This is a genomic window from Nocardia fodinahabitans, assembly GCF_052983615.1.
The window spans coordinates 4,241,152-4,264,712 of sequence record NZ_JBRJJC010000001.1 but is presented as its reverse complement, the minus strand read 5'-3'; the positions used below and the strand labels follow the sequence as shown (position 1 = coordinate 4,264,712).

General features: G+C 71.1%; 22 protein-coding genes and 1 pseudogene. 12 read left to right on the top strand and 11 right to left on the bottom strand.

Features of this window, described 5'->3' with window-relative positions:
- Positions 1 to 564: 564 nt before the first annotated feature.
- Positions 565 to 1,311, bottom strand: a pseudogene (locus tag NV348_RS19920) (DUF3027 domain-containing protein); the annotation flags it as partial.
- An 8-nt stretch (positions 1,312 to 1,319) separates the two neighbouring features.
- On the opposite strand from NV348_RS19920, the gene NV348_RS19915 reads away from it, so the two are divergent.
- From NV348_RS19915 to NV348_RS19905, 3 genes are all read left to right on the top strand, one after another.
- Positions 1,320 to 2,096: a glutaminyl-peptide cyclotransferase gene (locus NV348_RS19915; protein WP_447148251.1), complete on the top strand. Its 777-nt coding sequence runs from the start codon at positions 1,320 to 1,322 to the stop codon at positions 2,094 to 2,096.
- Positions 2,097 to 2,164: 68 nt separating this feature from the next.
- Positions 2,165 to 3,982 (top strand): MFS transporter, encoded by a 1,818-nt coding sequence (locus NV348_RS19910; RefSeq protein WP_447148250.1) that lies wholly within the window; start codon positions 2,165 to 2,167, stop codon positions 3,980 to 3,982.
- Positions 3,979 to 4,494 (top strand): DUF2771 domain-containing protein, encoded by a 516-nt coding sequence (locus tag NV348_RS19905; RefSeq protein WP_447148249.1) that lies wholly within the window; start codon positions 3,979 to 3,981, stop codon positions 4,492 to 4,494. Before NV348_RS19910 ends, NV348_RS19905 begins: the two co-directional genes overlap by 4 nt.
- A 293-nt stretch (positions 4,495 to 4,787) precedes the next feature.
- On the opposite strand, the gene NV348_RS19900 is transcribed toward NV348_RS19905, so the two are convergent.
- Positions 4,788 to 5,207: a cold-shock protein gene (locus NV348_RS19900; protein WP_447151099.1), complete on the bottom strand. Its 420-nt coding sequence runs from the start codon at positions 5,205 to 5,207 to the stop codon at positions 4,788 to 4,790.
- Positions 5,208 to 5,365: 158 nt separating this feature from the next.
- On the opposite strand from NV348_RS19900, the gene NV348_RS19895 reads away from it, so the two are divergent.
- On the top strand, positions 5,366 to 5,614 hold the full coding sequence (locus tag NV348_RS19895) for a hypothetical protein (RefSeq protein WP_447148248.1): 249 nt from the start codon (positions 5,366 to 5,368) through the stop codon (positions 5,612 to 5,614).
- A 373-nt stretch (positions 5,615 to 5,987) separates the two neighbouring features.
- On the top strand, positions 5,988 to 6,596 hold the full coding sequence (locus tag NV348_RS19890; protein WP_447148247.1) for a resuscitation-promoting factor Rpf1 domain-containing protein: 609 nt from the start codon (positions 5,988 to 5,990) through the stop codon (positions 6,594 to 6,596).
- Between the two features lie 65 nt (positions 6,597 to 6,661).
- On the opposite strand, the gene NV348_RS19885 is transcribed toward NV348_RS19890, so the two are convergent.
- Positions 6,662 to 6,853 (bottom strand): hypothetical protein, encoded by a 192-nt coding sequence (locus tag NV348_RS19885; RefSeq protein ID WP_447148246.1) that lies wholly within the window; start codon positions 6,851 to 6,853, stop codon positions 6,662 to 6,664.
- Positions 6,854 to 6,936: 83 nt separating this feature from the next.
- Between NV348_RS19885 and NV348_RS19880 the strand changes: the two genes are divergently transcribed.
- Entirely contained in the window at positions 6,937 to 9,237 is a 2,301-nt protein-coding gene (locus NV348_RS19880) for a helicase-associated domain-containing protein (RefSeq protein WP_447148245.1), read from the top strand.
- A 233-nt stretch (positions 9,238 to 9,470) separates the two neighbouring features.
- Here NV348_RS19880 and NV348_RS19875 read toward each other — a convergent pair whose 3' ends face one another.
- Positions 9,471 to 9,932 (bottom strand): LppU/SCO3897 family protein, encoded by a 462-nt coding sequence (locus NV348_RS19875; protein WP_447148244.1) that lies wholly within the window; start codon positions 9,930 to 9,932, stop codon positions 9,471 to 9,473.
- A 156-nt stretch (positions 9,933 to 10,088) separates the two neighbouring features.
- Between NV348_RS19875 and NV348_RS19870 the strand changes: the two genes are divergently transcribed.
- Entirely contained in the window at positions 10,089 to 10,946 is an 858-nt protein-coding gene (locus NV348_RS19870) for a hypothetical protein (RefSeq protein WP_447148243.1), read from the top strand.
- 39 nt (positions 10,947 to 10,985) lie between these two features.
- Here NV348_RS19870 and NV348_RS19865 read toward each other — a convergent pair whose 3' ends face one another.
- The 3 genes from NV348_RS19865 to NV348_RS19855 form a co-directional block, all read right to left on the bottom strand.
- Complete coding sequence (locus NV348_RS19865) at positions 10,986 to 12,377, bottom strand: M1 family metallopeptidase (RefSeq protein ID WP_447148242.1); 1,392 nt, start codon at positions 12,375 to 12,377, stop codon at positions 10,986 to 10,988.
- Positions 12,378 to 12,487: 110 nt separating this feature from the next.
- Complete coding sequence (locus NV348_RS19860) at positions 12,488 to 13,153, bottom strand: DUF3239 domain-containing protein (RefSeq protein WP_447148241.1); 666 nt, start codon at positions 13,151 to 13,153, stop codon at positions 12,488 to 12,490.
- A 94-nt stretch (positions 13,154 to 13,247) separates the two neighbouring features.
- Positions 13,248 to 14,915 (bottom strand): DNA repair helicase XPB, encoded by a 1,668-nt coding sequence (locus NV348_RS19855; protein ID WP_447148240.1) that lies wholly within the window; start codon positions 14,913 to 14,915, stop codon positions 13,248 to 13,250.
- A 328-nt stretch (positions 14,916 to 15,243) separates the two neighbouring features.
- Here NV348_RS19855 and NV348_RS19850 point away from each other — a divergent pair, with 328 nt between their 5' ends.
- Positions 15,244 to 15,885, top strand: coding sequence for a LysE family translocator (locus tag NV348_RS19850; RefSeq protein ID WP_447151098.1), 642 nt, complete (start codon positions 15,244 to 15,246; stop codon positions 15,883 to 15,885).
- 263 nt (positions 15,886 to 16,148) lie between these two features.
- Positions 16,149 to 16,742, top strand: a complete 594-nt coding sequence (locus tag NV348_RS19845) for a trimeric intracellular cation channel family protein (protein ID WP_447151097.1) — start codon at positions 16,149 to 16,151, stop codon at positions 16,740 to 16,742.
- An 8-nt stretch (positions 16,743 to 16,750) separates the two neighbouring features.
- Here NV348_RS19845 and NV348_RS19840 read toward each other — a convergent pair whose 3' ends face one another.
- On the bottom strand, positions 16,751 to 17,929 hold the full coding sequence (locus NV348_RS19840) for a pyridoxal phosphate-dependent aminotransferase (RefSeq protein ID WP_447148239.1): 1,179 nt from the start codon (positions 17,927 to 17,929) through the stop codon (positions 16,751 to 16,753).
- Positions 17,930 to 18,190: 261 nt separating this feature from the next.
- On the opposite strand from NV348_RS19840, the gene NV348_RS19835 reads away from it, so the two are divergent.
- Positions 18,191 to 18,319, top strand: coding sequence for a hypothetical protein (locus NV348_RS19835; RefSeq protein WP_365010348.1), 129 nt, complete (start codon positions 18,191 to 18,193; stop codon positions 18,317 to 18,319).
- Between the two features lie 48 nt (positions 18,320 to 18,367).
- Here the strand turns inward: NV348_RS19835 and sigJ are convergent, their stop codons facing one another.
- Complete coding sequence (gene sigJ, locus NV348_RS19830; protein WP_447148238.1) at positions 18,368 to 19,261, bottom strand: RNA polymerase sigma factor SigJ; 894 nt, start codon at positions 19,259 to 19,261, stop codon at positions 18,368 to 18,370.
- 67 nt (positions 19,262 to 19,328) lie between these two features.
- Here sigJ and NV348_RS19825 point away from each other — a divergent pair, with 67 nt between their 5' ends.
- Together NV348_RS19825 and NV348_RS19820 are read left to right on the top strand one after the other, a co-directional pair.
- On the top strand, positions 19,329 to 19,907 hold the full coding sequence (locus tag NV348_RS19825) for a GNAT family N-acetyltransferase (RefSeq protein WP_447148237.1): 579 nt from the start codon (positions 19,329 to 19,331) through the stop codon (positions 19,905 to 19,907).
- A 116-nt stretch (positions 19,908 to 20,023) separates the two neighbouring features.
- Positions 20,024 to 20,563, top strand: coding sequence for an SAM-dependent methyltransferase (locus NV348_RS19820; protein WP_447148236.1), 540 nt, complete (start codon positions 20,024 to 20,026; stop codon positions 20,561 to 20,563).
- 105 nt (positions 20,564 to 20,668) lie between these two features.
- Here the strand turns inward: NV348_RS19820 and NV348_RS19815 are convergent, their stop codons facing one another.
- Entirely contained in the window at positions 20,669 to 21,037 is a 369-nt protein-coding gene (locus tag NV348_RS19815; protein ID WP_447148235.1) for an ATP-dependent helicase C-terminal domain-containing protein, read from the bottom strand.
- The gene (locus NV348_RS19810; protein WP_447148234.1) at positions 20,926 to 23,478 is read right to left on the bottom strand and encodes an ATP-dependent RNA helicase; all 2,553 of its coding nucleotides are present in this window, start codon (positions 23,476 to 23,478) and stop codon (positions 20,926 to 20,928) included. The genes NV348_RS19815 and NV348_RS19810 overlap by 112 nt, the downstream gene beginning before the upstream one ends.
- Positions 23,479 to 23,561 lie beyond the last annotated feature (83 nt).

The window sequence follows — 23,561 nt, the reverse complement described above, 5'->3', positions numbered from 1 at the left end:
CGCATCGGCGACGGAAGCCGCGTCGTCTGCCACCTCGGCACCGGCGGCCTGCGCTTCCTCAGTGGCTTCGGTCGGATCAGCCACGGTCTGTGACGCAGGTTCGGCCGCATCCGATGCAGCGGCCTGCGCTGTCGCGGCCTGAGCATCCGCAGCAGCCGACGCGGCGGCAGCGCCCTGATCGCCGGTAGCAGCCTCGGTCGCATCGGTCATCGGCTCGGCCACCGAGGCAGCGACCACGTCACCCTGATCGCCGGTGACGGTTTCCGCCGCGGTGTCGGCCGCCTCGACAGCCTCGGCTACCTGGGCGGGCTCGGCCACAGTCTCGGCGGCCGAAGCAAGCTCGGCCCCGGGGGCCAGTTCGGCGGCGACGACCTCATCGGCCGACTCGGGCTGCGCACCCTCGACGAGCGCTTCGCGGGCGGCAGCGGCCGCGTCGGCGGCTTCGGCCTCGGCGGTCTCCTGCTGCTCGGTCTCGACCGCGGTGGCACCCGCGCCGGATGCCTCGGCATCGGCAGTGTCCACGGCGGACGTGGCCGCATCGGCGGTGCCGTTCGTGCGCACGATCTCGACGAGATCCACGGCGTGGTCGTCGAACGCCTCGTAGCGCGGCGAACCGTTGCCCGAGGGGGCGGTCACGTCGGAGTGGGCGCCGCAGCCGTATTCGATGTGGACGACGTGGCCGTCCGCGCCCATCGCGTTACCGCAGACGCCGAAGGATTCGCGCAGGGCGCCGGCCAGCGGCAGGAAGAAGCCACAGAGGCCGCAGGTGGACGGGGCGGCCTTGGCCATCTCGGTGTCGGGGCCGAACTCGGTATACCAGCGCTGGGCCGCCTCGACGCGGCCCTCGAGGCTGAGCACCTGGGTGCGGCCGAGGCCGATCTCGTGACACACCTCGTCGACGGCGGGATCGCCGGTCGCGATGTAGCCGGGGACGAGGCGGGGATCGTCGGCGGGCGGGGCGAGCAGATCGCCGGGGCCGAGGTCGCCGGGACGGACCCGCTGCTCCCACGGGACGAAGTCGGGGGCGATCAGGGCGTCGGGGCCCGGCAGCAGCGCCGACTCGCTGACCGTGGCGTATGTCGCCTCCGGCGGCGCGGCGACCACCACGGCCCACTGCCAGCCCCGGTAGCCGGGCAGGGTCGCCTCGAACCGGTGGGTGGCTGCCGTCTCGTCCTCGGCACTCACCCCCAGATGGACTCCTACCCCGTCGGGCTCCAACTCGACGAGCGCACGACGTGCGACTTCGGCCGCATCGGCCAGAACAGGACGCACGCCGGACTCCGAAACAGATACTGCGCTCACGGCATACATTTTGCCGTATGAAGTGCAATCGGAGTTCGTTGGCCGTCGCAGTGCTGGTCAGCCTGCTCGGCGTGGGGGCTTGCGGGGGCCAGGAAGAGCCCGGGCCGCCCCGCCTGCGCGTCGAGGTGATCGGCTCGTCACCGCACGATCCGCGGGCTTTCACGCAGGGTCTCGAGGTGGTCGACGGCGTCCGCTACGAAAGCACCGGCATGTGGGGCGTGTCGAGCGCGCGCGCCGCCGATCAGGCGACCGGCGCCGAGACCGCGCGCGTCGACCTGCCCGCGCCGCTGTTCGCCGAGGGCATGACCAAGGCGGGCGGGATCGTCTGGCAGATCACCTGGCAGGACCACATCGCCATCGCCCGCGACCCGGTCACCCTGGCCGAGACCGGCCGCGCCGAATACGAGGGCGAGGGGTGGGGCGTGTGCGCGCAACCCCAGCGCCTGGTGATGAGCGACGGCACGCCCACCCTCACCTTCCGCGACCCGGTGACCTTCGCGAAGACCGGTTCGGTGACGGTCACCGGCTACCCGTCCCTCCAGCCGAACGAACTCGACTGCGCCCCCGACGGCACGGTCTACGCCAACAACTACCCCTCCGACGAGATCCTGCGGATCGACCCGGAGACCGGCCGGGTGCTCGCGGTGATCGACGCGGGCGGACTGCTCACCGCCACCGAGCGCGCGGGCACCGATGTCCTCAACGGCATCGCCCACCTGCCCGGCACCGACCGGTTCCTGCTCACCGGCAAGTACTGGCCGCGCATGTTCGAGGTGCGGTTCGTCCCCCGATGAGTGAGCTGTGGCGAACACTGCCGCGCCGCGAGTGAACGCGGCGAGCCCGCGTGGGCCAGAATTGGACTGTGACTACTCCCCGCGATCCCTCCGGTCCCGACCGTGGTCGCCGGGACGGTAACCCCGCGGGCAGGCATCCCGGCTTCGGGCAGTACCCGCCGCGCGCGGGGGCGGGTCGCGACGAGCAGCGCAGGCCCACCGCACCGCGCAAGGTCTTCCCCCGCCCCGACTCGCCGACGATCCGGTCGAAGAACCCGTTCCGGCGCGGACGGTCCGAGCCCGACGCCGCCCCGACCACGCCCTTACCCGGCGCGCCCGCGCCTCGCGAACGCGCCAGGCCGGTGCCGCCGCCCGAGAAGGACCTGGGTCCGCCGGCCACGCGTCCGCTCCCCCGTGCCGACGAACCCGTCGACGACGAGGTCAAGCAGCGGGTGCCGCGCAAGCTCACCGTCACCCGGGTCGCCGCCATGCGCAGCCGCGAACTCACCGAGCGCGGATTCGCGACCTTCCAGCGCGCCGCCAAGGCCGACGGCGCCGACCAGTCGGGCCTGACCGCGCTCACCTACGCCACGATGGCCAACTTCGCGCTCGATGCCGCGATCGCCGTCTCGCTGGCCAACACCCTGTTCTTCGCCAGCGCCACCGCCGAGTCCAAGACCAAGGTGGCGCTGTACCTGCTGATCACCATCGCCCCGTTCGCCATCATCGCGCCGCTGATCGGGCCGCTGCTCGACCGCTTGCAGCGCGGTCGCAGGCTGGCGCTGGCGACGACGTTCGGGCTGCGCGCGGTCTTCGCGCTGCTGCTGATCATCGAGATCGACACGTGGGGGCTGTATCCGCTGGCCCTGTGCATGATGGTCGGCTCGAAATCTTTCGCGGTTCTCAAGAGCGCGGTCACCCCGAGGGTGCTCCCACCGGACATCGATCTGGTCCGCACCAACTCACGGCTGACGGTGTTCGGCCTGGTCGGCGGCACCATCGGGGCCGGCGCGCTGGCCGCGCTGGCCGCGCTGATCGCCGGGTCGACCGGCGCGCTGGTGCTGGCCACCGGCATCGCGGTGGCCGGTGCGTACCTGAGCCTGCGGATTCCGTCGTGGGTGGAGGTGACCGAGGGCGAGGTGCCGGCGACGCTGAGCTATCACGGCCCCGACGCGCACACCGAGGTGCTCGAGCCCGGCACGGAATCCTCGGTGCCCGCCCGGAAACGACGGCAGCCGCTGGGCCGGGCTGTGGTCACCGGACTGTGGGGCAACAGCTCCATCCGCGTGCTCACCGGCTTCCTGACCTTCTACATCGCCTTCGTCGCCAAGGGCTCGGGCGGCAGTCCGACCGAGCAGGCGGCCATGCTCGCGGTGGTCGGCGCCGCGGCGGGCATCGGCAACTTCGGCGGCAACGCGACCGGTGCCAGGCTGCCACTCGGCAGGCCGTCGCTGGTGGTGCTCGGTTGCACCGCCGCGGGCGCCGCGGTCGCGCTGTTCGCGATGTTCACCGGCAACCTGTTCGGCGCGGCGTTCGCGGCGCTGGTCGCGTCGGCGGCGAGCGCGCTGGCGAAGGTGTCGCTGGACGCGGCGATCCAGGACGACCTGCCGCCGGAGTCGATCGCGTCCGGTTTCGGCCGGTCGGAGACGGTGCTGCAATTGAGCTGGGTGATCGGCGGCGCGGCCGGTGTGCTGTTGCCGATCGAATTCTGGAAGGGTTTCGCGGTGATCAGCGTGATCCTGGTGATCGGCCTGATCCAGACGTTCGTCAGCTACACCGGACATTCGCTGCTGCCCGGCCTGGGCGGCAACCGTCCGCAGCACGCCGAGCAGGAAGTGCCCAACACCCATCCGCATCGGGCAGGCCCCGGTGCGGTTCCGCGAGGGACAGGAGACCCCATCCGGTGAGCAAGCTCAACGTCCGCACGATCGTCGCACTGGTCGCGGCCGGACTCTTCGCCGTCGCCGCGGTGACCGCGGGCCTGGTGGCCTACGGCGTCTCGCAGGCACCCGAGCACGACCCGCAGATCACCGCGTTCGCGCGCGGCACCACCGTCACCGTCGACCCGTTCCTGTACTGCACCGTCACCATGCAGGACTGCCGGTACGGCGAGACCACCGAACTGACGACGACGACCGGCCGCCCGGTGCAGCTGTCGCTGCCGAACACGATCGCCGAGTCACCGTGGCTGGTCCAGCTGATCTACCAGCGCCCCTCCGGCGAGCAGGTCGACCGGGTGCTGAGCTTCGCCGACTTCCCCTCGGGCGCACGCGCGCTCACCATCGACACCAAGCCCGAACCCGACCTGCGCCTGGCGGGCATCGAGGTCCAGCTCCCGATCCTGGCCCGCGACACCGTGACCGGCCGCGAGACCTACATCCCGCACGCCGCCTGGTCGATCAGCACCCCCGAGGCGTAACCGACCTCAACCGGCCAACCACGCCTAACCCCGAGGAGAGGCAGGCCGCGCAGCGGCCGACACGTCCGCCCCGCCAGCCACGCGCCGATACACACACGACGAAGAAACACGCGGTACCGAACCAACAAGACCAGAACAGCCCCGACCCCGAGGAGGGGCAGGCCGACGAAGTCGGCCGTCGCGGCCGTCCCGCCGATCAGGCGCCGTTGCGCAAGCGACGAAGGAGCAAGCAACGGCGCCTGATCGGCGGGACCAAGGGGCCGCGACCCCGAGCGCGCCAGCGCTCCAAGAACTCAGTGGTCGAGTTCGCGGGCGACGGCCCGCACGACCTCGGAGATCCGCTGGGACAGCTTGCGATCCGGGTACTTGCCGCGCCGCAGATCCGGCTGCACCTTGGTCTCGAGCAGCGTGATCATGTCCTCGACGAGGCCGTGCAGTTCGTCGGGCGACTTGCGCGGGCCCGCGTCCTTACGGGCGGGCTGCTGAGTCTGGTTGCCGCGCACCGTCGGCGGCGCTTCGAGCAGCTTCAGGCTGAGCGCCTGCGGGCCACGACGGCCGGCGGCCATACCGAATTCGACGCGCTGTCCGGGCTTGAGGCCTTCGACGCCCTCGGGCAGCGCGGAGGAACGGACGTAGACGTCCTCGCCCTCGTCTTGGGAAAGGAAGCCGAAGCCCTTTTCGACGTCGTACCACTTCACCCGGCCGGTCGGCACTGCGCTCACCCGTTCATCATTCGATACCCGAACCCTTGTGGCCCGGGTTACATCTGCTTGTCGCGAAAAGAACGCGCCCCACAACAAGGCAGGACGCGATGTGCTCAGAGTCTACCCCGGTTGCTATAACGCGAGCACATCAGTTTTACGGTGCACCGGTGACCAACTCACCTCCGCCCGCCGCCACTCCGCCGGAGCGCGACCCCCGCAGGCCCAGCGATCGGCTGCTGCAACTCGCTGTCGCGCTGTTCGGCATCGGGATCCTGGCCGTGGTCGCCATCTTCGTGACATCGATCGTGTCGGACTCGTCGCCGGGGTTGTGGCTGTACCTGCTGGCGATGCTCGCACCGGTCGGCTTCCTGCTCGGCCTGGTGTTCGCGCTGTGGTCGGGGCGACGCGCGCGTTGACGCGTCAACTGGTTACCCCCGCGAATCGATACCCAGACAGCAGTGTGATCCTCGTCACATAACAGGTAGGTCACGAACTGAGCGTGCAACCGTCGCGCACACCGGACACCGCGATTACCTGCGCGGACGCCTCGGGGATCACCCTGAGACCACCCCGAGACCCACCCGTACACGCCGGTTACCAAATAGTGACTTTCCCCGCTGTCCGTCGTACCGTTTCTCTCAGCCGGGGCAACCCCCGGAACCACCGGCCCGCCGCACCGAACCTCACCCCGCGGGTACCGGACCCCGATTGGAATCAGGGGTGAGGGCGGACCGGGAGACCTCTCAGTCCGGGCCACATGCAGGTGCGCACGAGAGGAAGAAACCCGATATGAGTGGACGCCACCGCAAGCCGACTTCCACCGGCCGCACTGTCGCCAAGGTCGCCGTCACCGGCGCGATCATCGGCACCGCCAGTGCAGCTTTCGCCGGAAACGCCAGCGCGGCCCCCGACTCCGACTGGGATCGCCTCGCGCAGTGTGAAGCCGGCGGCAACTGGGGCATCAACACCGGCAACGGCTACCAGGGTGGGCTGCAGTTCTCGCCCTCCACCTGGAACGCGCACGGTGGTGGCGAGTACGCCGCCACGGCCAACCAGGCCACCCGCGAACAGCAGATCGTGGTCGCCGAAAAGGTTCTCGCTTCCCAGGGTTGGGGTGCTTGGCCCTCGTGCTCGTCCCAGCTGGGTCTGAGCAGCGGCCCGACCGAGCGGATCGCGCCCTCCTCCCCGAGCTGGGCCCCGCAGGTGACCGTCCCGCAGGTGCAGGATCCGAGCCAGGAAGTCTTCCAGGCCGTCGATCGCGCCCTCTCCGTCGTGCAGCAGCAGGGTGTCGCCGTGCCGCAGCAGGCGCTCGATTTCTTCAACGCCGCCAAGGGCACTCAGCTCGACCCGGCCGTGATCGACTTCTTCGAGGCGAACAAGGGCCTGCTGCCCTCCTGATCGCCCGCGTAGACAACTAGAGCCCGCATCCCTAGGGATGCGGGCTCTTGTCTTTCCCGTCCGAACTACACCCGGTTGATAACCGTCTGCGGGTGGACGTACGGCAGCTTCGATGCCGGGACGGGAAACTCGGTGTCCTCACCGAAGGGCGAGAGGTTACCGGCGCGGGTCGACGACAGTTCGGTCACGGCGTGCTCGCCGTCGGCCACCTGCGGCCAGCCGTTGTCGACGTAGGGTTTCTTCGATTTGTTCACCACGGGCTCATTCTGGCATACGCACAACGGTGCTCGATCGCGGCTGGCGCCGCAGGTTCTCGGCCCAGAACTGTAGGCTGGATCGGATGATCGCGACGGACTCCCTCGCCGATTGGCTCGGTGCGCGCACCGACCCCCAGCTGGTGAAACTGCTGCAGTTGCGGCCCGATCTGGCGGTGCCGCTACCCGCGTCGATGTCGGTGCTCGCGGTGCGTGCCCAGCAGCGGGCCTCGGTGCTGCGCGCCGCCGACGATCTCGACACCCTCGAATTCGCGATCATCGAAGCGCTCACGGCCAACGAGGACGCCCGCACGATTGGCACCGAGGTCACCCCGCTGACCCGGACCACCCTGCACGCGCAGCTGAAGGACCGGGTCACCAAGACCGCGTTCACCGCCGCGCTGACCCGTCTGCTCGACCGCGCGCTGGTCTGGCAGACCGGCGACGGCCTGCACCTGGCCCCGAGCGCCGCCGAGGCCCTCCCCTGGCCGCTGGGCGCCACGACGGCGCTGCCCGACGCGCTGACCGAGCCCGAGGTGGCCGCCGCGCTCGCGCAGGCGAGCCCGGCCGAGCGGGCGCTGCTCGACAAACTGGCCGCCACCGGCCCGCGTGGCCGCACCAGGGATGCCGCACCCGGTACGGCGCCGGATCGTCCGGTACCGCGGCTGCTGGCGGCCCGGCTGCTGCACCGCATCGACGACGAGACGGTCGAACTGCCGGTGACGGTCGGCCAGGTGCTGCGCGGCGACCCGGTGACCGACCCGCACGCCCTCGCCCCGCCCAAGCCCACACTGACCAAGCACGCGCCCGCCGAGGTGAACGCGGTCGGCGCGGGCGAAGTCGGTGAGCTGCTGCGCGATTGCGCCGACCTGCTCGACGCGCTGGGCCGCCTGCCCGCCCCCGCCCTGCGCGCGGGCGGGCTCGGCGTGCGCGAGTTGCGCAGGCTCGCCAAGCAGACCGGGATCGACGAGCAGCGCGCCGGCCTGCTGCTGGAGCTGCTGGCGGCCGCGAAGCTCGTCGAGAAGGGTCTGCCCGAGCCGGTGCCGGAAGTGGACTCCACCGACGACTTCTGGGCCCCGACCCCCGCCGCCGACGCCTGGCTGGACGCACCGCCAGCGACCCGCTGGGTGTTGATCGCGCTGGCCTGGCTCGACCTGGACCGGATGCCGTGGATGATCGGCCTGCGCGACGCCGCCGACAAGCCGATCGCCGCGCTCTCGGCGGAGCTGCGCATCCCACACGCGGTGCGCGACCGGCAGGCCATCCTCGGCCTGCTCGCCGAGTACCCGAGCGGCACCGCGCTGACCGCCGCCGATATCGGCAAGCTGCTGGCCTGGCGGATGCCGCGCAGGCGCAGGCACTTCCGGCTCGACGCGGTGACCGCGACGCTGGCCGAGGCCGCCGTCCTCGGCCTGCTCGGCCGCGGCGCGCTCGATTCCGCGGCCAGGGCCCTGCTGCACGGCGCGGACACCAGCGTCGCCGACGCCGAGGCGGAGATGGCCGCGGCGCTGCCGGAGCCGGTCGATCACGTCCTCGTCCAGGCCGACCTGACGGTGATCGCCCCCGGCCCGCTGGTGCCCGAGTTACGTGGCCGGATCGCGCTGGTCGCCGATGTGGAGTCGGCGGGCGCGGCCACCGTCTACCGGGTCGGTGACGCCTCGGTGCGCCGCGCGCTGGACGCCGGGATGACCGCCGCCGAACTGCACGCGCTGTTCGCCAACCACTCCCGCACGCCGGTCCCCCAGTCGCTGACCTATCTCATCGACGACGTCGCCCGCCGCCACGGCCAGCTGCGCGCGGGCATGGCGCAGTCGTTCCTGCGCAGCGACGACCCCGCGCTGCTCGCCCAGGTGCTGGCCGCGCCGGTCGCCGACACGCTGGCGCTGCGCGCGATCGCGCCCACCGTCGCCATCGCCCTCGCCCCGCTGGGCGAACTGCTCGAACAGCTGCGCGCGGCCGGTTTCGCCCCCGCCGGTGAGGATTCCGCGGGCGCGATCGTCGACCTGCGCCCGCGCGGCGCCCGCATCGCGGTCCGCCCGCTGGCCCGCAAGCCCTATCGCCCGAGCCCACCCAGCGACGAACAGCTCGCCCTGCTGGTCACCGAACTCCGCGCGGGCGAACGCGCCGCAGGCGCCCGCACCGGACAGTCGGTGCGCGCCGACGGCACCCGCACCGGCACCGCCGCGACCCTGGCCCTGCTCCAGCTGGCCGCCAGGGTCGGCCGCCCGGTGAACATCGGCTACGTCGACGCCCAGGGCGTCGCCAGCCAGCGCGTGGTCGAGCCCCTCCGCGTCGGCAACGGCCAACTAGACGCCGTAGACCCCGTCACCGGCGCGACCCGCCACTTCACTTTGCACCGAATAGCCTCGGTCGCCCTCCTGGACTGACCCGCAGGAAACCGCCGCCCCGATCGCACGCCCCGACCCCGAGGAGGGGCAAGCCGACACACCCGACCGTCAGCGCCACACCCCGACCCCGAGGAGGGGCAGGCCGACGAAGTCGGCCGTCGGCGGCCGTCCCGCCGATCAGGCGCCGTGGCGCAAGCGACGAAGGAGCAAGCCACGGTGCCTGATCGGCGGGACCAAGGGGCCGCCGACTCGAGCGCGCCAGCGCTCCAATATCACGGCCTAGCCATGCAGAAAGTGGCCTTGGGGTCGGACACCGTGCGGAACTGGGTGGCGTCGGCGCCGCACTGGAGTTCGTCGGCTACGCCGTCGATGCGCTTGACGACCTTGAACGTGGCCTCGGGGGCGGTGCAGGCCACGGTTTCGGCGGGGCGCTTGCCCGCGTCGGCGTAGCAGCTGCCCTGGGCGAAGTTGGGGGCGAGGCAGAGGCCGGTCTTGGTGTCACCGACCGTGCCGTTGAAGGTGGCGTCGGAGACATCGCAGGTCAGCGGGGCCGTGCCGACCTGCACGATCCGGTAGTTCGACGTCGTGGCGGAGCAGTCTCCGAGCGTGCCGACCATCGCGTCGGCCGCGTTGTCGGTGACCTCGATGCACGCGCCCTTGGCGAGCGAGCTGCCCGCCGGGTCGCTGTCCGACGAACAGGCGGCGACCGCCCCGACCAGTGCGACCGTCGCCACGGGGGCGAGCACAACCCGTGCCAGCAGTCGCTTTCCTGGGAAAAACACTGAAAACCTCACTCACCGAACGGTTCAGGCGAACATGACCGCCGGTGACGATACCCAAGTCGGCCGCGCCCGCGCTCGGCCCCGTCGAACCTGGCTACCATCACAAAGATGACCCTCGACGATGTCGCAGGCGAGCTGTACGGCCTCGACCCCGGCGACTTCGTGTCGACCCGCACCGAGCGGGCCGCCCAGGCCCGTGCCGACGGCGACCGCGAGCTGGCCAAGGCCATCACCGCGCTGCGCAAACCGACGGTCGCGGCGTGGACGGTCAACCTGCTGGCCCGGCACGCGCCGCAGGAGATCGCGGCCCTGCTCGACCTCGGCGAGGCGCTGCGCTCGGCCCAGCGTCAGCTCTCCGGCGACACCCTGCGCGCCCTCGGCACCCAACGCCAGCAGGTGGTCAACGCCATGACCAAGCGGGCGGGCGAACTGGCCGCCGCGCACGACCGCCCGGCGAGCGAACAGGTGCTGCGCGAGGTCGGCCAGACCCTGACCGCCGCGCTGGCCGATCCCGGCGTCGCCGAGCAGGTCCGCGCCGGCCTGCTGCCGGCCACCGTCACCTACGACGGCTTCGGCCCGGCCGGACTGGTCGCGATCACCGGCGGCAAGGCCGCCGCACCGGCGAAACGCGCGACCCGCCGGGCGACCACCACACCGGAGGACGCCGAGACCGCGCGCCGGGCCGAGGCGAAGCAGGAACTCGACGATGCCGAATCCGCGCTCGAGACCGCCCGTTCCGCCCGTGACGAGGCTGAAGCCGCTGCCGCACAGGCCAAAACCGCGCTGGATGAGATCGAATCCCGCATCGACGAGCTGCGCTCGGAACTCGAGCACGCCGAGCAGCAACGCCATTTCGCCCGCACCGCAGACCACCGGGCCAGAGGCGAAGTGACCTCGGCACGTAGCCAATTCGAGCGAATGCAACGGTGGGCCGATCGAGCCCGCGCCCGGATGGACGAGGATTGATCTCCCGCACCATCCGTCACCCCAGGCCCACAAGGCGATTCAGCGGCGCAGTGTGCCCGGGTAGAGGAACGCCTCACGTGGCGGCGTGGTCGCATCCAGCCACTCGGCCAGGAAGTCACCGAGCGGCAGCGAGGTCCGACTCTGCAGGAACTCCCGGAACTCCGGCATCGAGGCGTTGCCATCGCGGTGCGCGTTCACGAAATCGTGGATGGCGGTGAAGAAAACGTCCTCGCCGAGCAGTTTGCGCACCGCGTGCAGGAACAGCGGGCCGCGGTAGTAGACCGAGGTGAACTCGTTGCCCGCGCCGGGACTCGCGAGCGCGACCTCCCAGAACTCCGGTTCGTCACGGTATTTCGCGATCTTCTCGCGGTACTTGGTGTCGACGTCGGCGTGGTCGATTCGTTCCGGCCACAGGTAGTCGGCGGTGTAGCTGGCGAAGCATTCGTTGAGGCAGATGTCGGACCACTGCCGCACCGACATCGTGTCACCCCACCATTGATGCGCCAGTTCGTGCACGACCGTGTTCAGGTCGGTCCACGGCGCGTAGGTGGGTCGGGTCTGGGTCTCCAGCGAGAACGGGAGCTCGGCGTCGACGTAGATGCCGCCCGCGACGTCGAACGGGTAGGGGCCGTAGAGGTTTTCGAGGAAGGCGAGGATCTCCGGCAGGCGCTGCTCGTCGTCGCGATTGCTCGCCGACTCCGGTGCGAAGGCGCTGAGCACGGGCGTGCCGTCGGGCGTGCGCTGTTCGAGGAAGGTGAAGTGGTCGACCGCGATCGTGGTCAGGTACCCGATCACGGGTTGCCTCGTCTCCCAGGTGGTGTGCAGGCGGCCGTCGCGCACCTCGTGCCGGGTGCGATCGCCGGTCGACATCACCTCCCATTCGGCGGGCACCGAGGCGTGCAGGGTGAAGGTCGCCTTGTCCAGCGGGGTGTCGTTGAGCGGGTACCAGGTGCTCGCGCTGTGCGGCTGGCCGACGGCGAACGCGCCGCCGCTGGGCGCGTGGGTCCAACCCTCGCCCTCGGTGTCGGCGGCCGGGCCCGCGTAGTCGACGACGACGCGCATCGGCAGGCCGGGCGGCAGCGGCAGCAGCGGCGTGACGACCAGCTCCTGGTCCCCGTCGCGGGTGAAGCCCGCGGGCTGCCCGTTGATCGTCACCATCAGCACCTCGGGGCCGCGGTAGTCGAGATCGAACTGGGCCAGTGGCTGGGTCGCGCGGGCGTCGATGGTCGCGGTGCCGCGCAGGACGTAGGTGGCCGGGTCGTAGTCGACCGACACGTCGTAGTGGGCGACGTCGTAGCCGCCGTTGCCGTCGAGCGGGTAGTACGGATCACCGAGACCGGGCGCCCCGATCAGTCCGGGGTCGGCGCCGACCGGGCGCACGCTCAGCGCCAGCACGGCGAGCACCGCGCACATTCCGGCCGACCATCGCATCCTGGACTGACACCTTTCGCCTGCTCTGGCTCGGATACCGCGGACACCCTCTATCGTCGCAGCCGCACCGCGCGGGTCCCAATACGCCTGACCCGTGGGAGCCCGCGCGCTCAGCCGAGGTCGCCGGGCAGCTGCTGTGGGTCGAGCAGCAGCCGCTTGGTCGCGGTCCGCTTCACCCGCGCGGCCAGCGCCAGGTTCTCGGCGAGCAATCGCCATTCCAGCTCGGTGATGGCATCGCGGGCCCGCTCGATCACCACGCGATCACGCGTTCCCCACGCGATCGGCATGGCCGTGACCAGTTGCCACCGTTCGCCGACCTGCCGCGGCGCGCGATCGGTGCGGACCGCCACGGCGGGCACCCGTTCCCCCGGCTCGGGCCGATGCCCGGGCAGCGTGCGCACCTTGCGGGTGATCAGCGCCCAGGTGCGGGTCGGCGCGGCCGGCTCGGCGATGTCGACGAGGGCGAGCAGCACGATGCCGGAGCCCTCGGCCTCGGTGACCACGGCCGGCACCAAAGCGCCGTCCTGGTAGAGCTTTTCGATACTGGAGCGATGCGGCGTCCACAGCGCGACCCACAGTGCGATCGCCGCGACCAGCACGCACACGACGGCGAGCAGAAACCCCCAGGCCTGCCCGCTCCACAGCAGCGCGGCCGTGACCGCGACGGCGAGCCCGGCCACCAGCAGGGCGACCACCCGCAACCTGCGTAACCCGGTGAACGTCTCGTTGACCGCATGAGCGTGCTCACGGTCGACCACGAATTCGAAGCGGCGCACGGTTCCTTCCTAGCACAAGTTGCGGAGGAGTTGCCTCCACTTATCTGCCGAGGACTTCACCGCACGGTACCGCGTTCCGACCGGCCGATCGTGTCTACGCGCCGTCACCGATCGGCGGTCCGAGCAGATCGTCGGCGTCGGTGATGCGGTAGGCGTAGCCCTGCTCGGCGAGGAAGCGCTGCCGGTGCGCGGCGTACTCGGCGTCGAGGGTGTCGCGGGCGACCACCGAATAGAAATGCGCCTGTCCCCCATCCTGTTTCGGCCGCAGCAGCCGGCCGAGGCGCTGCGCCTCCTCCTGCCGGGAGCCGAAGGTGCCCGAAACCTGTACCGCCACCGAGGCTTCCGGCAGATCGATGGAGAAGTTCGCCACCTTGCTCACCACCAGCACCGGGACCTCGCCGGACCGGAACGCGTCGAAGAGCGCCTCGCGCTCCTTGTTCTTGGTGGCGCCGGTGATGACCGGCGCGTTCAGGTCGACGCCCAGCTCCTCGAGCTGGTCCAGGTACGCCCCGATCACCAGCGTCGGCGCGTCCTTGTGCTTGGCCAGAATGGACTCGACCACCGGGATCTTGGTGCGCGCGGTGGAACACAGCTTGTAGCGCTCCTCCGGTTCGGCGGTGGCGTAGGCCATCCGCTCGGCGTCGGTGAGCGTCACCCGTACCTCGACGCAGTCGGCGGGCGCGATCCAGCCCTGCGCCTCGATGTCCTTCCACGGCGCGTCGTAGCGCTTCGGGCCGATCAGCGAGAAGACGTCGCCCTCGCGGCCGTCCTCGCGCACGAGCGTGGCGGTCAGGCCGAGCCTGCGCCGCGATTGCAGGTCGGCGGTCATCCGGAACACCGGCGCGGGCAGCAGGTGCACCTCGTCGTAGATCACCAAGCCCCAGTCACGGCTGTCGAACAGCTCCAGGTGCTTGTACTCGCCCTTGGTCTTGCGGGTGATCACCTGGTACGTGGCGATGGTGACCGGGCGGATCTCCTTGCGCTCGCCGGAGTACTCGCCGATCTCCTCCTCGGTCAGCGTGGTCCGCGCCAGCAGCTCGCGCCGCCACTGCCTGCCCGCGACGGTGTTGGTGACCAGGATCAGCGTCGTCGCCTTGGCCTTGGCCATGGCCGCCGCGCCGACCATCGTCTTGCCCGCGCCACACGGCAGCACGACCACGCCGGAGCCGCCTGCCCAGAACGAGTCGGCGGCCATCTCCTGGTAGTCGCGCAGGTGCCATTTGCCCTCGGTGTAGTCCAGGCCGATGTCGTGCGCCTCGCCGTCGACGTAGCCGGCCAGATCCTCGGCGGGCCAGCCGATCTTGAGCAGCATCTGCTTGATGTGACCGCGCTCGGACGGGTGCACGATCACCGTGTCGTCGTCGATCCGGGCACCGAGCATGGGCGCGATCTTCTTGTGCCGCAGCACTTCCTCGAGCACCGCGCGATCCAGGCTCACCAGGCACAACCCGTGCGCCGGATGCTTGACCAGCTGCAGCCTGCCGTAGCGGCCCATCGTGTCGACGATGTCCACCAGCAGCGGCTGCGGCACCGCGTAGCGCGAGAAGTTCACCAGCGCGTCGACGACCTGCTCGGCGTCGTGCCCGGCCGCGCGGGCGTTCCACAACGCCAGCGGCGTGATCCGGTAGGTGTGCACGTGTTCGGGCGCGCGCTCGAGCTCCGCGAACGGCGCGATGGCCTGCCGCGCGTTGCCCGCCAGCTCGTGGTCGACCTCGAGCAGCAGGGTCTTGTCGCTCTGCACGATCAGCGGACCGTCGGTCACTGTGCTCCTCGGCGGCCGGGGCCGCGGGTTCGGGGCCTCGTGACCCCTCGATCGAGCGCTCGAGACTCGCGCCTGCGGCGCATGCGCTTCGAGCGCTCGATCGAGGGGCGGCCCCGAACGGGCTCGTCGAGCTCGCCCTGTGCGGGGTGCGTTGGGCCGGGATTGGTTCTGTGTTTGGTGCTGCCTCGGGGTTGATCGGTTCGGCAGCCTTTGTCGATTGTACGGAACCGGGCCGACACGACCTGGGGCGAAGCGGGCGGCGTGCGGTCCAGCTGGTGGCGACTGGACCGCGACAAGGCCCGGCTGACCAGGTCAGACTCGATGCGTGATGCAGACGACGGCGGTTCTCGGGGTTGGTGCGGCGGCGCTCGGCATGGTGCTCACGCCGGGGCCGAACATGATGTATCTCGTGTCACGGACGGTGGCGCAGGGACGGCGCGCGGGGTTGATCTCACTGGCCGGGGTCGCGGCGGGGTTCGGGGTGTATCTGCTGGCCGCGGCCGCCGGGATCACCGCGGTGTTCGCGGTCGTTCCGGGTCTCTACCTGGGGCTCAAGCTCGCCGGCGCCGGCTATCTGCTGTGGCTGGCCTGGCAGGCGGTGCGCCCGGGTGGGGTGTCGGTCTTCGCGCCTGCCGACCTGCCCGTCGATCCGGCGCGACGGCTGTTCACCATGGGATTGGTCACCAATCTGCTCAATCCCAAGATCGCGATCATGTACATGGCGCTGATCCCGCAGTTCGTCGACCCCGAGCGCGGCGCGCTGTGGTTGCAGAGCCTGTCGCTCGGTGCGATCCAGATCACCGTCGCCCTCACCGTCAACGGCCTGATCGTGCTCGGCGCGGCCGGGCTGGCCGGTTTCCTCACCGCGCGCCCGCTCTGGCTGCGCACCCAGCGGTACCTGATGGGGACCACGCTCGGCGGGATCGCGATCATGCTCGCCACCGACCGCGCCCGCCCGGCCCCGGCGTGACCGGCGTCGGCCGGTCGACCGTGATGCCTCTCGGCGTGTTCACAGCCGCTCCCGGCGGTCGTCCCGCGAGCCGATCGACGTGGGTGCGCGACATCTGAGGCCGGGTCCCCATCGCCGCACTCCGCCGTGTCACGCTGCTGTGTGGTTCGGGCGAGAAGGAGTGAGCGGTGAGTGTTGGGGTGCTGGTGGCGATAGTCGCGGCCGGGCCGTCGGCGACGGAGCTGGATTCGGCGCTGACCGCCGTGCATCGCAGCGGCGAGCTGATGGGTGTCATCTCGTTCGCGGCGTCGGGCGCGCTGGTCGCGGTGCGCAAACGGCTCGACCTGTTCGGCATGGCGATCCTGGCCACCGCGACCGCGCTGGGCGGCGGCATCGTGCGCGACCTGCTCATCGGTCGCACGCCGCCGGGCGCGTTCACCGACCTGACCTACCTGTCGGCGTCGCTGCTGACCGCTTTGGTCCTGTACTTCATCGCGCCGTCGCGCCGGCTCACCAAGGGGCCGCTCGAGATCGCCGACGCGATCGGGCTCGGCCTGTTCTGCGTCACCGGCACGGTCATCGCGTACTCGGCCGGGGTGAGCGCGCCGACCGCCGCGCTGCTCGGTATGACGACGGCGATCGGCGGCGGTGTCCTGCGCGATGTGCTCAGCGGCGAGGTGCCCAGCGTGCTGCGCCCCGACCAGGACCTCTACGCGATCCCGGCGCTGTTCGGCGCGGCCGCCACCGCCACCCTGCTGCACTTCGACCTCTACCGGTCGTGGACCGGCTTGCTCGCCGCCGTCGGCGCCATCGGCTTCCGCCTGCTGGCCCGCCACTACCAGTGGCACGCGCCGCTGGCCCGGCACGCCCGCGACTGAGCGCGTCCTCAGCGCACCGGCATGCCCGCGCGCAGGCGGCGCACGCCCTCGTCGATCGTCTCGTCGCGCTTGCTGAAGGTGAAGCGCACCAGGTGTTTCCAGTCGTCGGCGTGGTCGGCGAACACGCTCACCGGCACCGCGGCGACGCCGAGCCGCGCGGGCAGTTCCCGGCAGAACGTCATCCCGTCCTCGGCGCCGAGCGGGCGGATATCCGCGCACACGAAGTACCCGCCGGAACTGGCCGCGACGCCGAACCCGGTCTCGCGCAGCGCGGCCGACAGGCGCAGGCGCTTGTCGGACAGGCTGTCGCGCAGGGTGTGCACCCAGTCGATCTCGGCATTGATCGCGTGCGCGACCGCAGGCTGGAACGGCCCGCCGCCGACGAAAGTGAGGAACTGCTTGGCCGCGAGGACACCGTCGAGCAGCGGCGCGGGCGCGCACACCCAGCCGATCTTCCAGCCGGTGACATTGAACGTCTTCGCCGCGCTCGACACCACGATCGTGCGCTCGCGCATGCCGGGCAGGGTGGAAATGCTGATGTGCTCGACACCGTCGTAGACCAGGTGCTCGTACACCTCGTCGGCCAGCACCAGCAGGTCGTGCTCGCGCGCCAGCGCCGCGATGGCGGTGAGGTCGGCGCGATCGAGCACCGCGCCGGTGGGGTTGTGCGGTGAATTGATCACCAGCATGCGGGTTTTCGGGGTGATCGCGGCGCGCAGGCTGTCCAGGTCGAGGACGAAACGATCGCCGTCGGCGACCAGGCGCGCGGTGCGCCGCTGCGCACCGGCCAGGGCGACCGCGGCGGCGTAGGAGTCGTAGTACGGCTCGATCAGGGCCACCTCCTGCCCCGGTTCGACCAACCCGAGCACCGCGGCGCTGATCGCCTCGGTGGCGCCCACGGTCACCAGTACCTCGGTGGCCGGGTCGTACGCCGTGCCGTAGCGGCGGGCGCGGTCCTCGGCGATCGCCTGCCGCAGCACCGGCATGCCACGGCCCGGCGGGTACTGGTTGAGACCGTCCGAGATGGCGGCCTTGGCGACCTCGAGCATGCCCGCGGGCCCGTCGGTGTCCGGAAATCCCTGCCCCAGATTCACCGCGTCATGACGGACGGCCAGTTCGGTCATCTCGGCGAAGATGGTCGATCCGAACGGGCGCAAACGGGAGACGGTGGGCGGCGCAGACGACATCTCCGCAGCGTATCCCACTTTTCGCTACCGTTGCCGACCGATAGCGAACACGCATGTTTCACAAACGTTTTGCGGTGTTGACCTGCACTATTGTGCGATCACCCAGGCTGAGCTAGCCTCGCCGTGTTCTACCTCACACACCACAGCGTGGTGGCATATCGAAAGGGGCTCCTTATGGCCTCACCCTTGCTCGATTTCATTGTCGGCCCGGCTGCGTCGGAGGTTGCCGGTTCGGCTCTGCGGTTCATCCACGATCACCTGATGGGCAGCCCCATCGTCGACTACTTCACCGGCTCGGCGACCCCGGACAACAACATGGGTTCCTCGACCGGGGACATGAACCTCGGTTCGTCCACCGGCAACCACCAGTGGGGGTCGACCTACCCGTAGACACTCGGCGCATCGGACCGGATCGCGCGGGTCCGGTCCGATGCGAGGTCAGCGCAGCCGCGCGCCCGACAGCTTCGCCGCATTCGCGAAATCGTAAGCAGCCCAGACTTTTCCCTCGCGCACCGCGAAGCCGAGCACCCGCACCGGCCGCCCGAACGGCGAGTTCGGATCGATGAGTACCAGGCCGGATTGCCCGTTCACCGTGGCTGATCCCAGGTCCAGACCCGGTTCTTCCAGCTGCTTGCGCCACAGGCCGAGCGCCAGGCGCGCGATCTTCTCCGCTCCCGCAACGACATTCAGCGCCGTCTTGGTGGTGCCGCCGGCATCGGCGACGAACGTGGCGTCCGGGTGCAGGGTGGCCGCCACCGCGACGACATCGCCGGTGGCCAGCGCCGCCAGGAACCGCTGCACCGCCGCGTCGTGCACCTCGTCGGCGACCGGTTCCGGCGCCTTCGCCGCCGTCTTGCGAGCGCGCACCGCCAATTGCCGTGCGGCGTCGGCCGATACGCCCAGGATGTCGGCGATCTCGTCGAACGGCACGTCCAGGCTGTCGTGCAGCACCAGCGCGACCCGCTGCTGCGGCGTCAGCGCGTCCAGCACCACCAGCGCCGCCATCCGGCTGTCCTGATGGCGGACCACCACGTCCAGCGGATCGGGGGTGCGGCTCGGGGTGGTGACGATCGGCTCCGGCAGCCACTGCCCCACATAGGTTTCCCGGCGCACCGCCGCGCTGCGGAGGTGGTCCAGGCAGATCCGGCTGACCACGGTCGTCAGCCAGGCCCGCAGGTCGTCGATCTCGGACTGGTGCACGCCGGCCATCCGCAGCCAGCTCTCCTGCACGGCGTCCTCGGCGTCACCGACGCTGCCGGTGAGCCGGTAGGCGACCGAAAGCAGATGCGCTCGATGCGATTCGAACAGGTCGGTGAGAAGCGGGGAAACCATCGCCGCTGATCCTACGGACGGCGAAAACCAGCTGAGAAACCGGGCGCCGACCTGTCAGGATGGCACGATGTACGAGCACACGCTCACCGACGGCATCGTCTGGCTCACCCGCCCGACCGGTGCCGACATCGACCGCATCGTCGAGTGCTGCCAGGACCCCGAGGTAGGCCGCTGGACGACGATCCCCGTCCCCTACGCCCGCTCCGACGCCGAGGAATTCCTCGACAAGCTCGTCGCCCCCAGCTGGGCGGGCAACGCGGCGGTCTGGGCCATTCGCACCGCGCCCGACGGCCCCGTCGAAGGCATGCTCGGCCTGCACACCCGCGGCCCCGGCGTCTGCGAGATCGGCTTCTGGCTCACCGAGAGCCACCGCGGCAAGGGCCTGATGACCCGGGCCATCACACTGGCCTGCGACTTCGCCTTCGCTCCCGACGGGCTCGCCCTCGACCGCGTCACCTGGCGCGCCATGGTCGGCAATCACCCCTCGGCCGCCGCTGTCCGCCGGGTCGGGTTCCACTACGAGGGCCTGGCCCGGCAGGGCGGGATGCAGCGTGGCACCCGCGTGGACGAATGGCACGCGGCGCGCCTCGCGTCCGACCCGGGTGTGTTCGCCGAGGGCTGGCCTGCGGATATCGCGCCGCGCTGAGCTGGTCCACCCCCGGCGGTCTCGGGGCGTCCGGGCGACGTCCAGTGCTACCTGTATCGATTGTCGAGGCAGCGGGACGTGTCAGCATAGATGCATGGGCACTCCGAGGAGTTCCGATGTCTGACGACGCACGGTTCGAGTGGTTCGCCGACACCATGGGTGTGCGGGCGGACGATCGAGTGCTCGAGTTCGGGCCGGGGGCGGGAGCTTCGCTGGTGCGGATCGCGCAGCGGCTGCGGGGCGGGCGGATCGTCGGCCTCGATCGGTCGGCCACCGCGATCGGCCGGGCGAGAGACCGCTGTGCCGCCGAGATCGCGGACGGCCGGGTCCGGCTGGTCGAGGGTGCGGTCGGCCCGGCGTCGACCCGCGAGGTGCTGGCCCAGCTCGACGGGAACCAGCGGTTCGACCTCGTGTTCGCGGTGAACGTCAACCTGTTCTGGACCGGCCCCGCCACCCTGGCGTGGTCGATGATCCGAGAATGCCTGTCCCCCACCGGCCGCCTGTGGCTCTGCTACGGCTACGGCAGCCCCACCGACCCACCGACCAGCCCGAAACCCACCCCCGACCAACTCACCCCCCGCCTCACCACCGCCGGCTTCCACTGCGAAACAACCACGTCCGGCGACCTCCTCGCCGCCCAAGCTCTCCCGCCATAATCCCGCCCCCGCACCACCCACCCACGCGTCACCGAGGTCCGATCAAGATCACCACGCTGTAGTGGCGGCGGCTTCTCGGGCGATGCTGACACCACAGCGTGGTGATCAATCGCCCAGGTGCGTGGCGTTGCGGGCGGTGCCTCGGTGGGCGGTGATGGTGGTGGGGTCTTCGGGCCAGGCGTGTTTGGGGTAGCGGCCGCGGAGGTCGGCGCGGATCTGGGGCCAGCCGTTGTGCCAGAAGGAGGGGAGGTCGGCGGTGACGGCGACGGGGCGCTGGGCTGGGGAGAGCAGGTGGAGAACGATCGATGCGCGGCCGCCGGCGAGGGTGGGTGGGTCGGTCCAGCCGAAGATCTCCTGGACCTTCACCGCCAGGACCGGCGGGTCGGCGCTGTAGTCGAGACGGATGCGGCTGCCGGAAGGGACCTCCAGGCGTTCGGGCGCGAGCTCGTCGAGGCGGGCCGCCGCTTCGACCACGGGAGGAGTCGGCGCAGCGCGGTGCCGGCTTCGACGCGGGCCAGGTCGGAGCGACGGCGGGCGGTGGCCAGTTCGGGGCCCAGCCACAGCTCGAGGTCGGCGAGCAGGGTGTCGTCGTCGACGGCGGGCCAGGGTGCGCCGAGGGTGCGGTGCAAGAAGTCGAGGCGCTGTCGCAGACCGCGGGCGTCCTCGTCCCAGCGCAGCAGATCCAGCCCCTCCGAACGCAGACCCGCACGCACCGCCTCTTCGAGCAACCGCGAATCCGGTTCGCGCAGAGCCTTTTCCGACAGGACGATCGCCCCGAGCCGTTCCACTCGCCGGGCAACCACGTCACCCGACTCCCAGCGCACCTCGTCGACCTGTGTCACCGAACCCGGCGCCGCTGCCCGTGCGAGATCCTCATCAGCGATGGCCGCCAACCGAATCCGCCCCTCGGCCCGCCCCGGATCCCGATCCGCCACCGCCACCGCGAGCCACTCCGCCGCCGCGAGCCCGGACCCCGGCGGCAGGGTCACCGCCGTCCCACCCGCCATCAGATACGACGCCCCGTTGGCCCGCCGCCGAGCCAGCCGCTCCGGATGCGCCAGCGCGATGAGTAGCGCCGCCGAACCCGCTGCGACCACCGACCCCGAACTCACGACACCACGCCGATCATCGCCCGAAACCTCAGCTCCGACATGCCCAGCGGTGGCCGTGCCGGCGTCGACACCACCGGTGGCCGCGGCACCTTCGCCGCCATCAGCCGTTTCCGCGCCCGCGCCGCCGCCGCCAAGCCGGTCCTCAACCGTCGAGCTGCCGGCACGGCCTTCCTCAGGCCGGCCACGGGCAGCCGACTCACGGTTCTCGTCGGAGCCGCCGCTCACGTCGCGTGCGCCGATCAGCCGGACCAGGCGTTGGATCTCTCTGGTCCAGCGGGGCGGTCGTTCGGCGCGCAAGGCGCGCAGGGCCGCGGCCGCGTCCACGCCGGAGGCGAGGGAGTCGTCGTCCATCAGGACCACCATCTCGGCGGCCGCGCGGGCGCCGACGTGGGTGGCTCCGTCGAGCAGAGCGCGGGCGAGGCGGGGGTGCAGGCCGACGGCGGCCATGGCGCGGCCGCGGTCGGTGATGTGGTCGGCGTCGTCGAGTGCGCCGAGGGCACGCAAGACCGCGCGGCCTGCGGCGAGACCACCTTCCGGCGGGGCGTCCCACCAGGTGAGGCCGGTGCCGTCGGGAGTGCCCCAGCACGCCAATTCCAATGCGAGGCGGGTGAGTTCGGCGGTACGAATCTCCGGCTCGGGATAGGCGGGCAAGGTCTGGTGTTCGTATTCGGGCCAGCAACGCCAGGCGTGGCCCGGCGCCTCGCGACCGGCGCGACCCGCGCGCTGCTCGGCCACCGCGGCCGAAACACGCACGGTCGCCAGGCCGGACAGGCCACGCCGGTGATCGATGCGAGGTACCCGCGACAGCCCTGAGTCGACGACCGCGCGAACCCCTGGCACGGTGAGACTGGATTCGGCCACCGCCGTGGACAATACGACGCGCCGCCGGGTTCCCGGCCGCAGCGCGACATCCTGCACCGAGCTACCCAATCGCCCGTGCAGCGGCACCACATCGACACCGTCGAGATCACGCAACAACCCCGCGGTCCGGTTGATCTCGCCAACGCCGGGCAGAAACACCAGCACATCCCCCTCGGTCTCGGCCAGCGCCCGCCGCGTTGCCCGCGCCACCTGCGCCTCCACCCGCTCCCGAGCCAACGCCGGAACATAGCCGACCTCAACCGGATACGCCCGCCCCCGCACTTCGACCACCGGCGCCGCCCCACTCCCCGCAGCGCCGGTCCGGGCCACCGGGTCATCGCCGGTCCAGACCGCTGGGCCGCCATCGAGCGCGGCTACCTCACTACCTGTGGACGGCGCGGCCGAGCCCGGCAGCGCGTCCTCCGAGCCGAGCAGTACCGCGAGGCGGCCGGCCGCGACCGTCGCCGAGGTGGCGAGCACTCGCAGGTCCGGGCGGAGTCCGGAACGGGCGTCGAGGAGCAGTGCCAAGAGGAGGTCGGCGTCCAGGTGTCGCTCGTGGCATTCATCGAGCACCACGGTGCCGACCCCGTCCAGCTCGGGATCACTCTGCAACCGCCGCACCAGCAGCCCCGAGGTCACCACTTCGATCCGCGTCCGCGGCCCGACCTTCCGGTCCCCGCGCACGGAATACCCGACGCTGTCGCCCACCTTCTCGCCGAGCAGCGCCGCCATCCGCGCCGCCGCCGCCCGCGCCGCCAGCCGCCGTGGCTCGGCCACGACGACCTTGCCCTCGGTCCCCGCCACCAACGCCAACGGCACCAGGGTCGTCTTCCCGGTCCCCGGCGGCGCGACCAGTACCGCGACCCCGCGCTCGACCAGCGTCTCCACGATCTCCGCCAACGCGGGCCGCACCGGCAGATCGGGTAATTCAGGCAGCTTCATCAACTACCAGTGTGCAGACCCGAACAAGACGTCCAGCACCCGCCCAAGACAGCTCGCCAACGGCTCCCGCGGGTACGACTTCG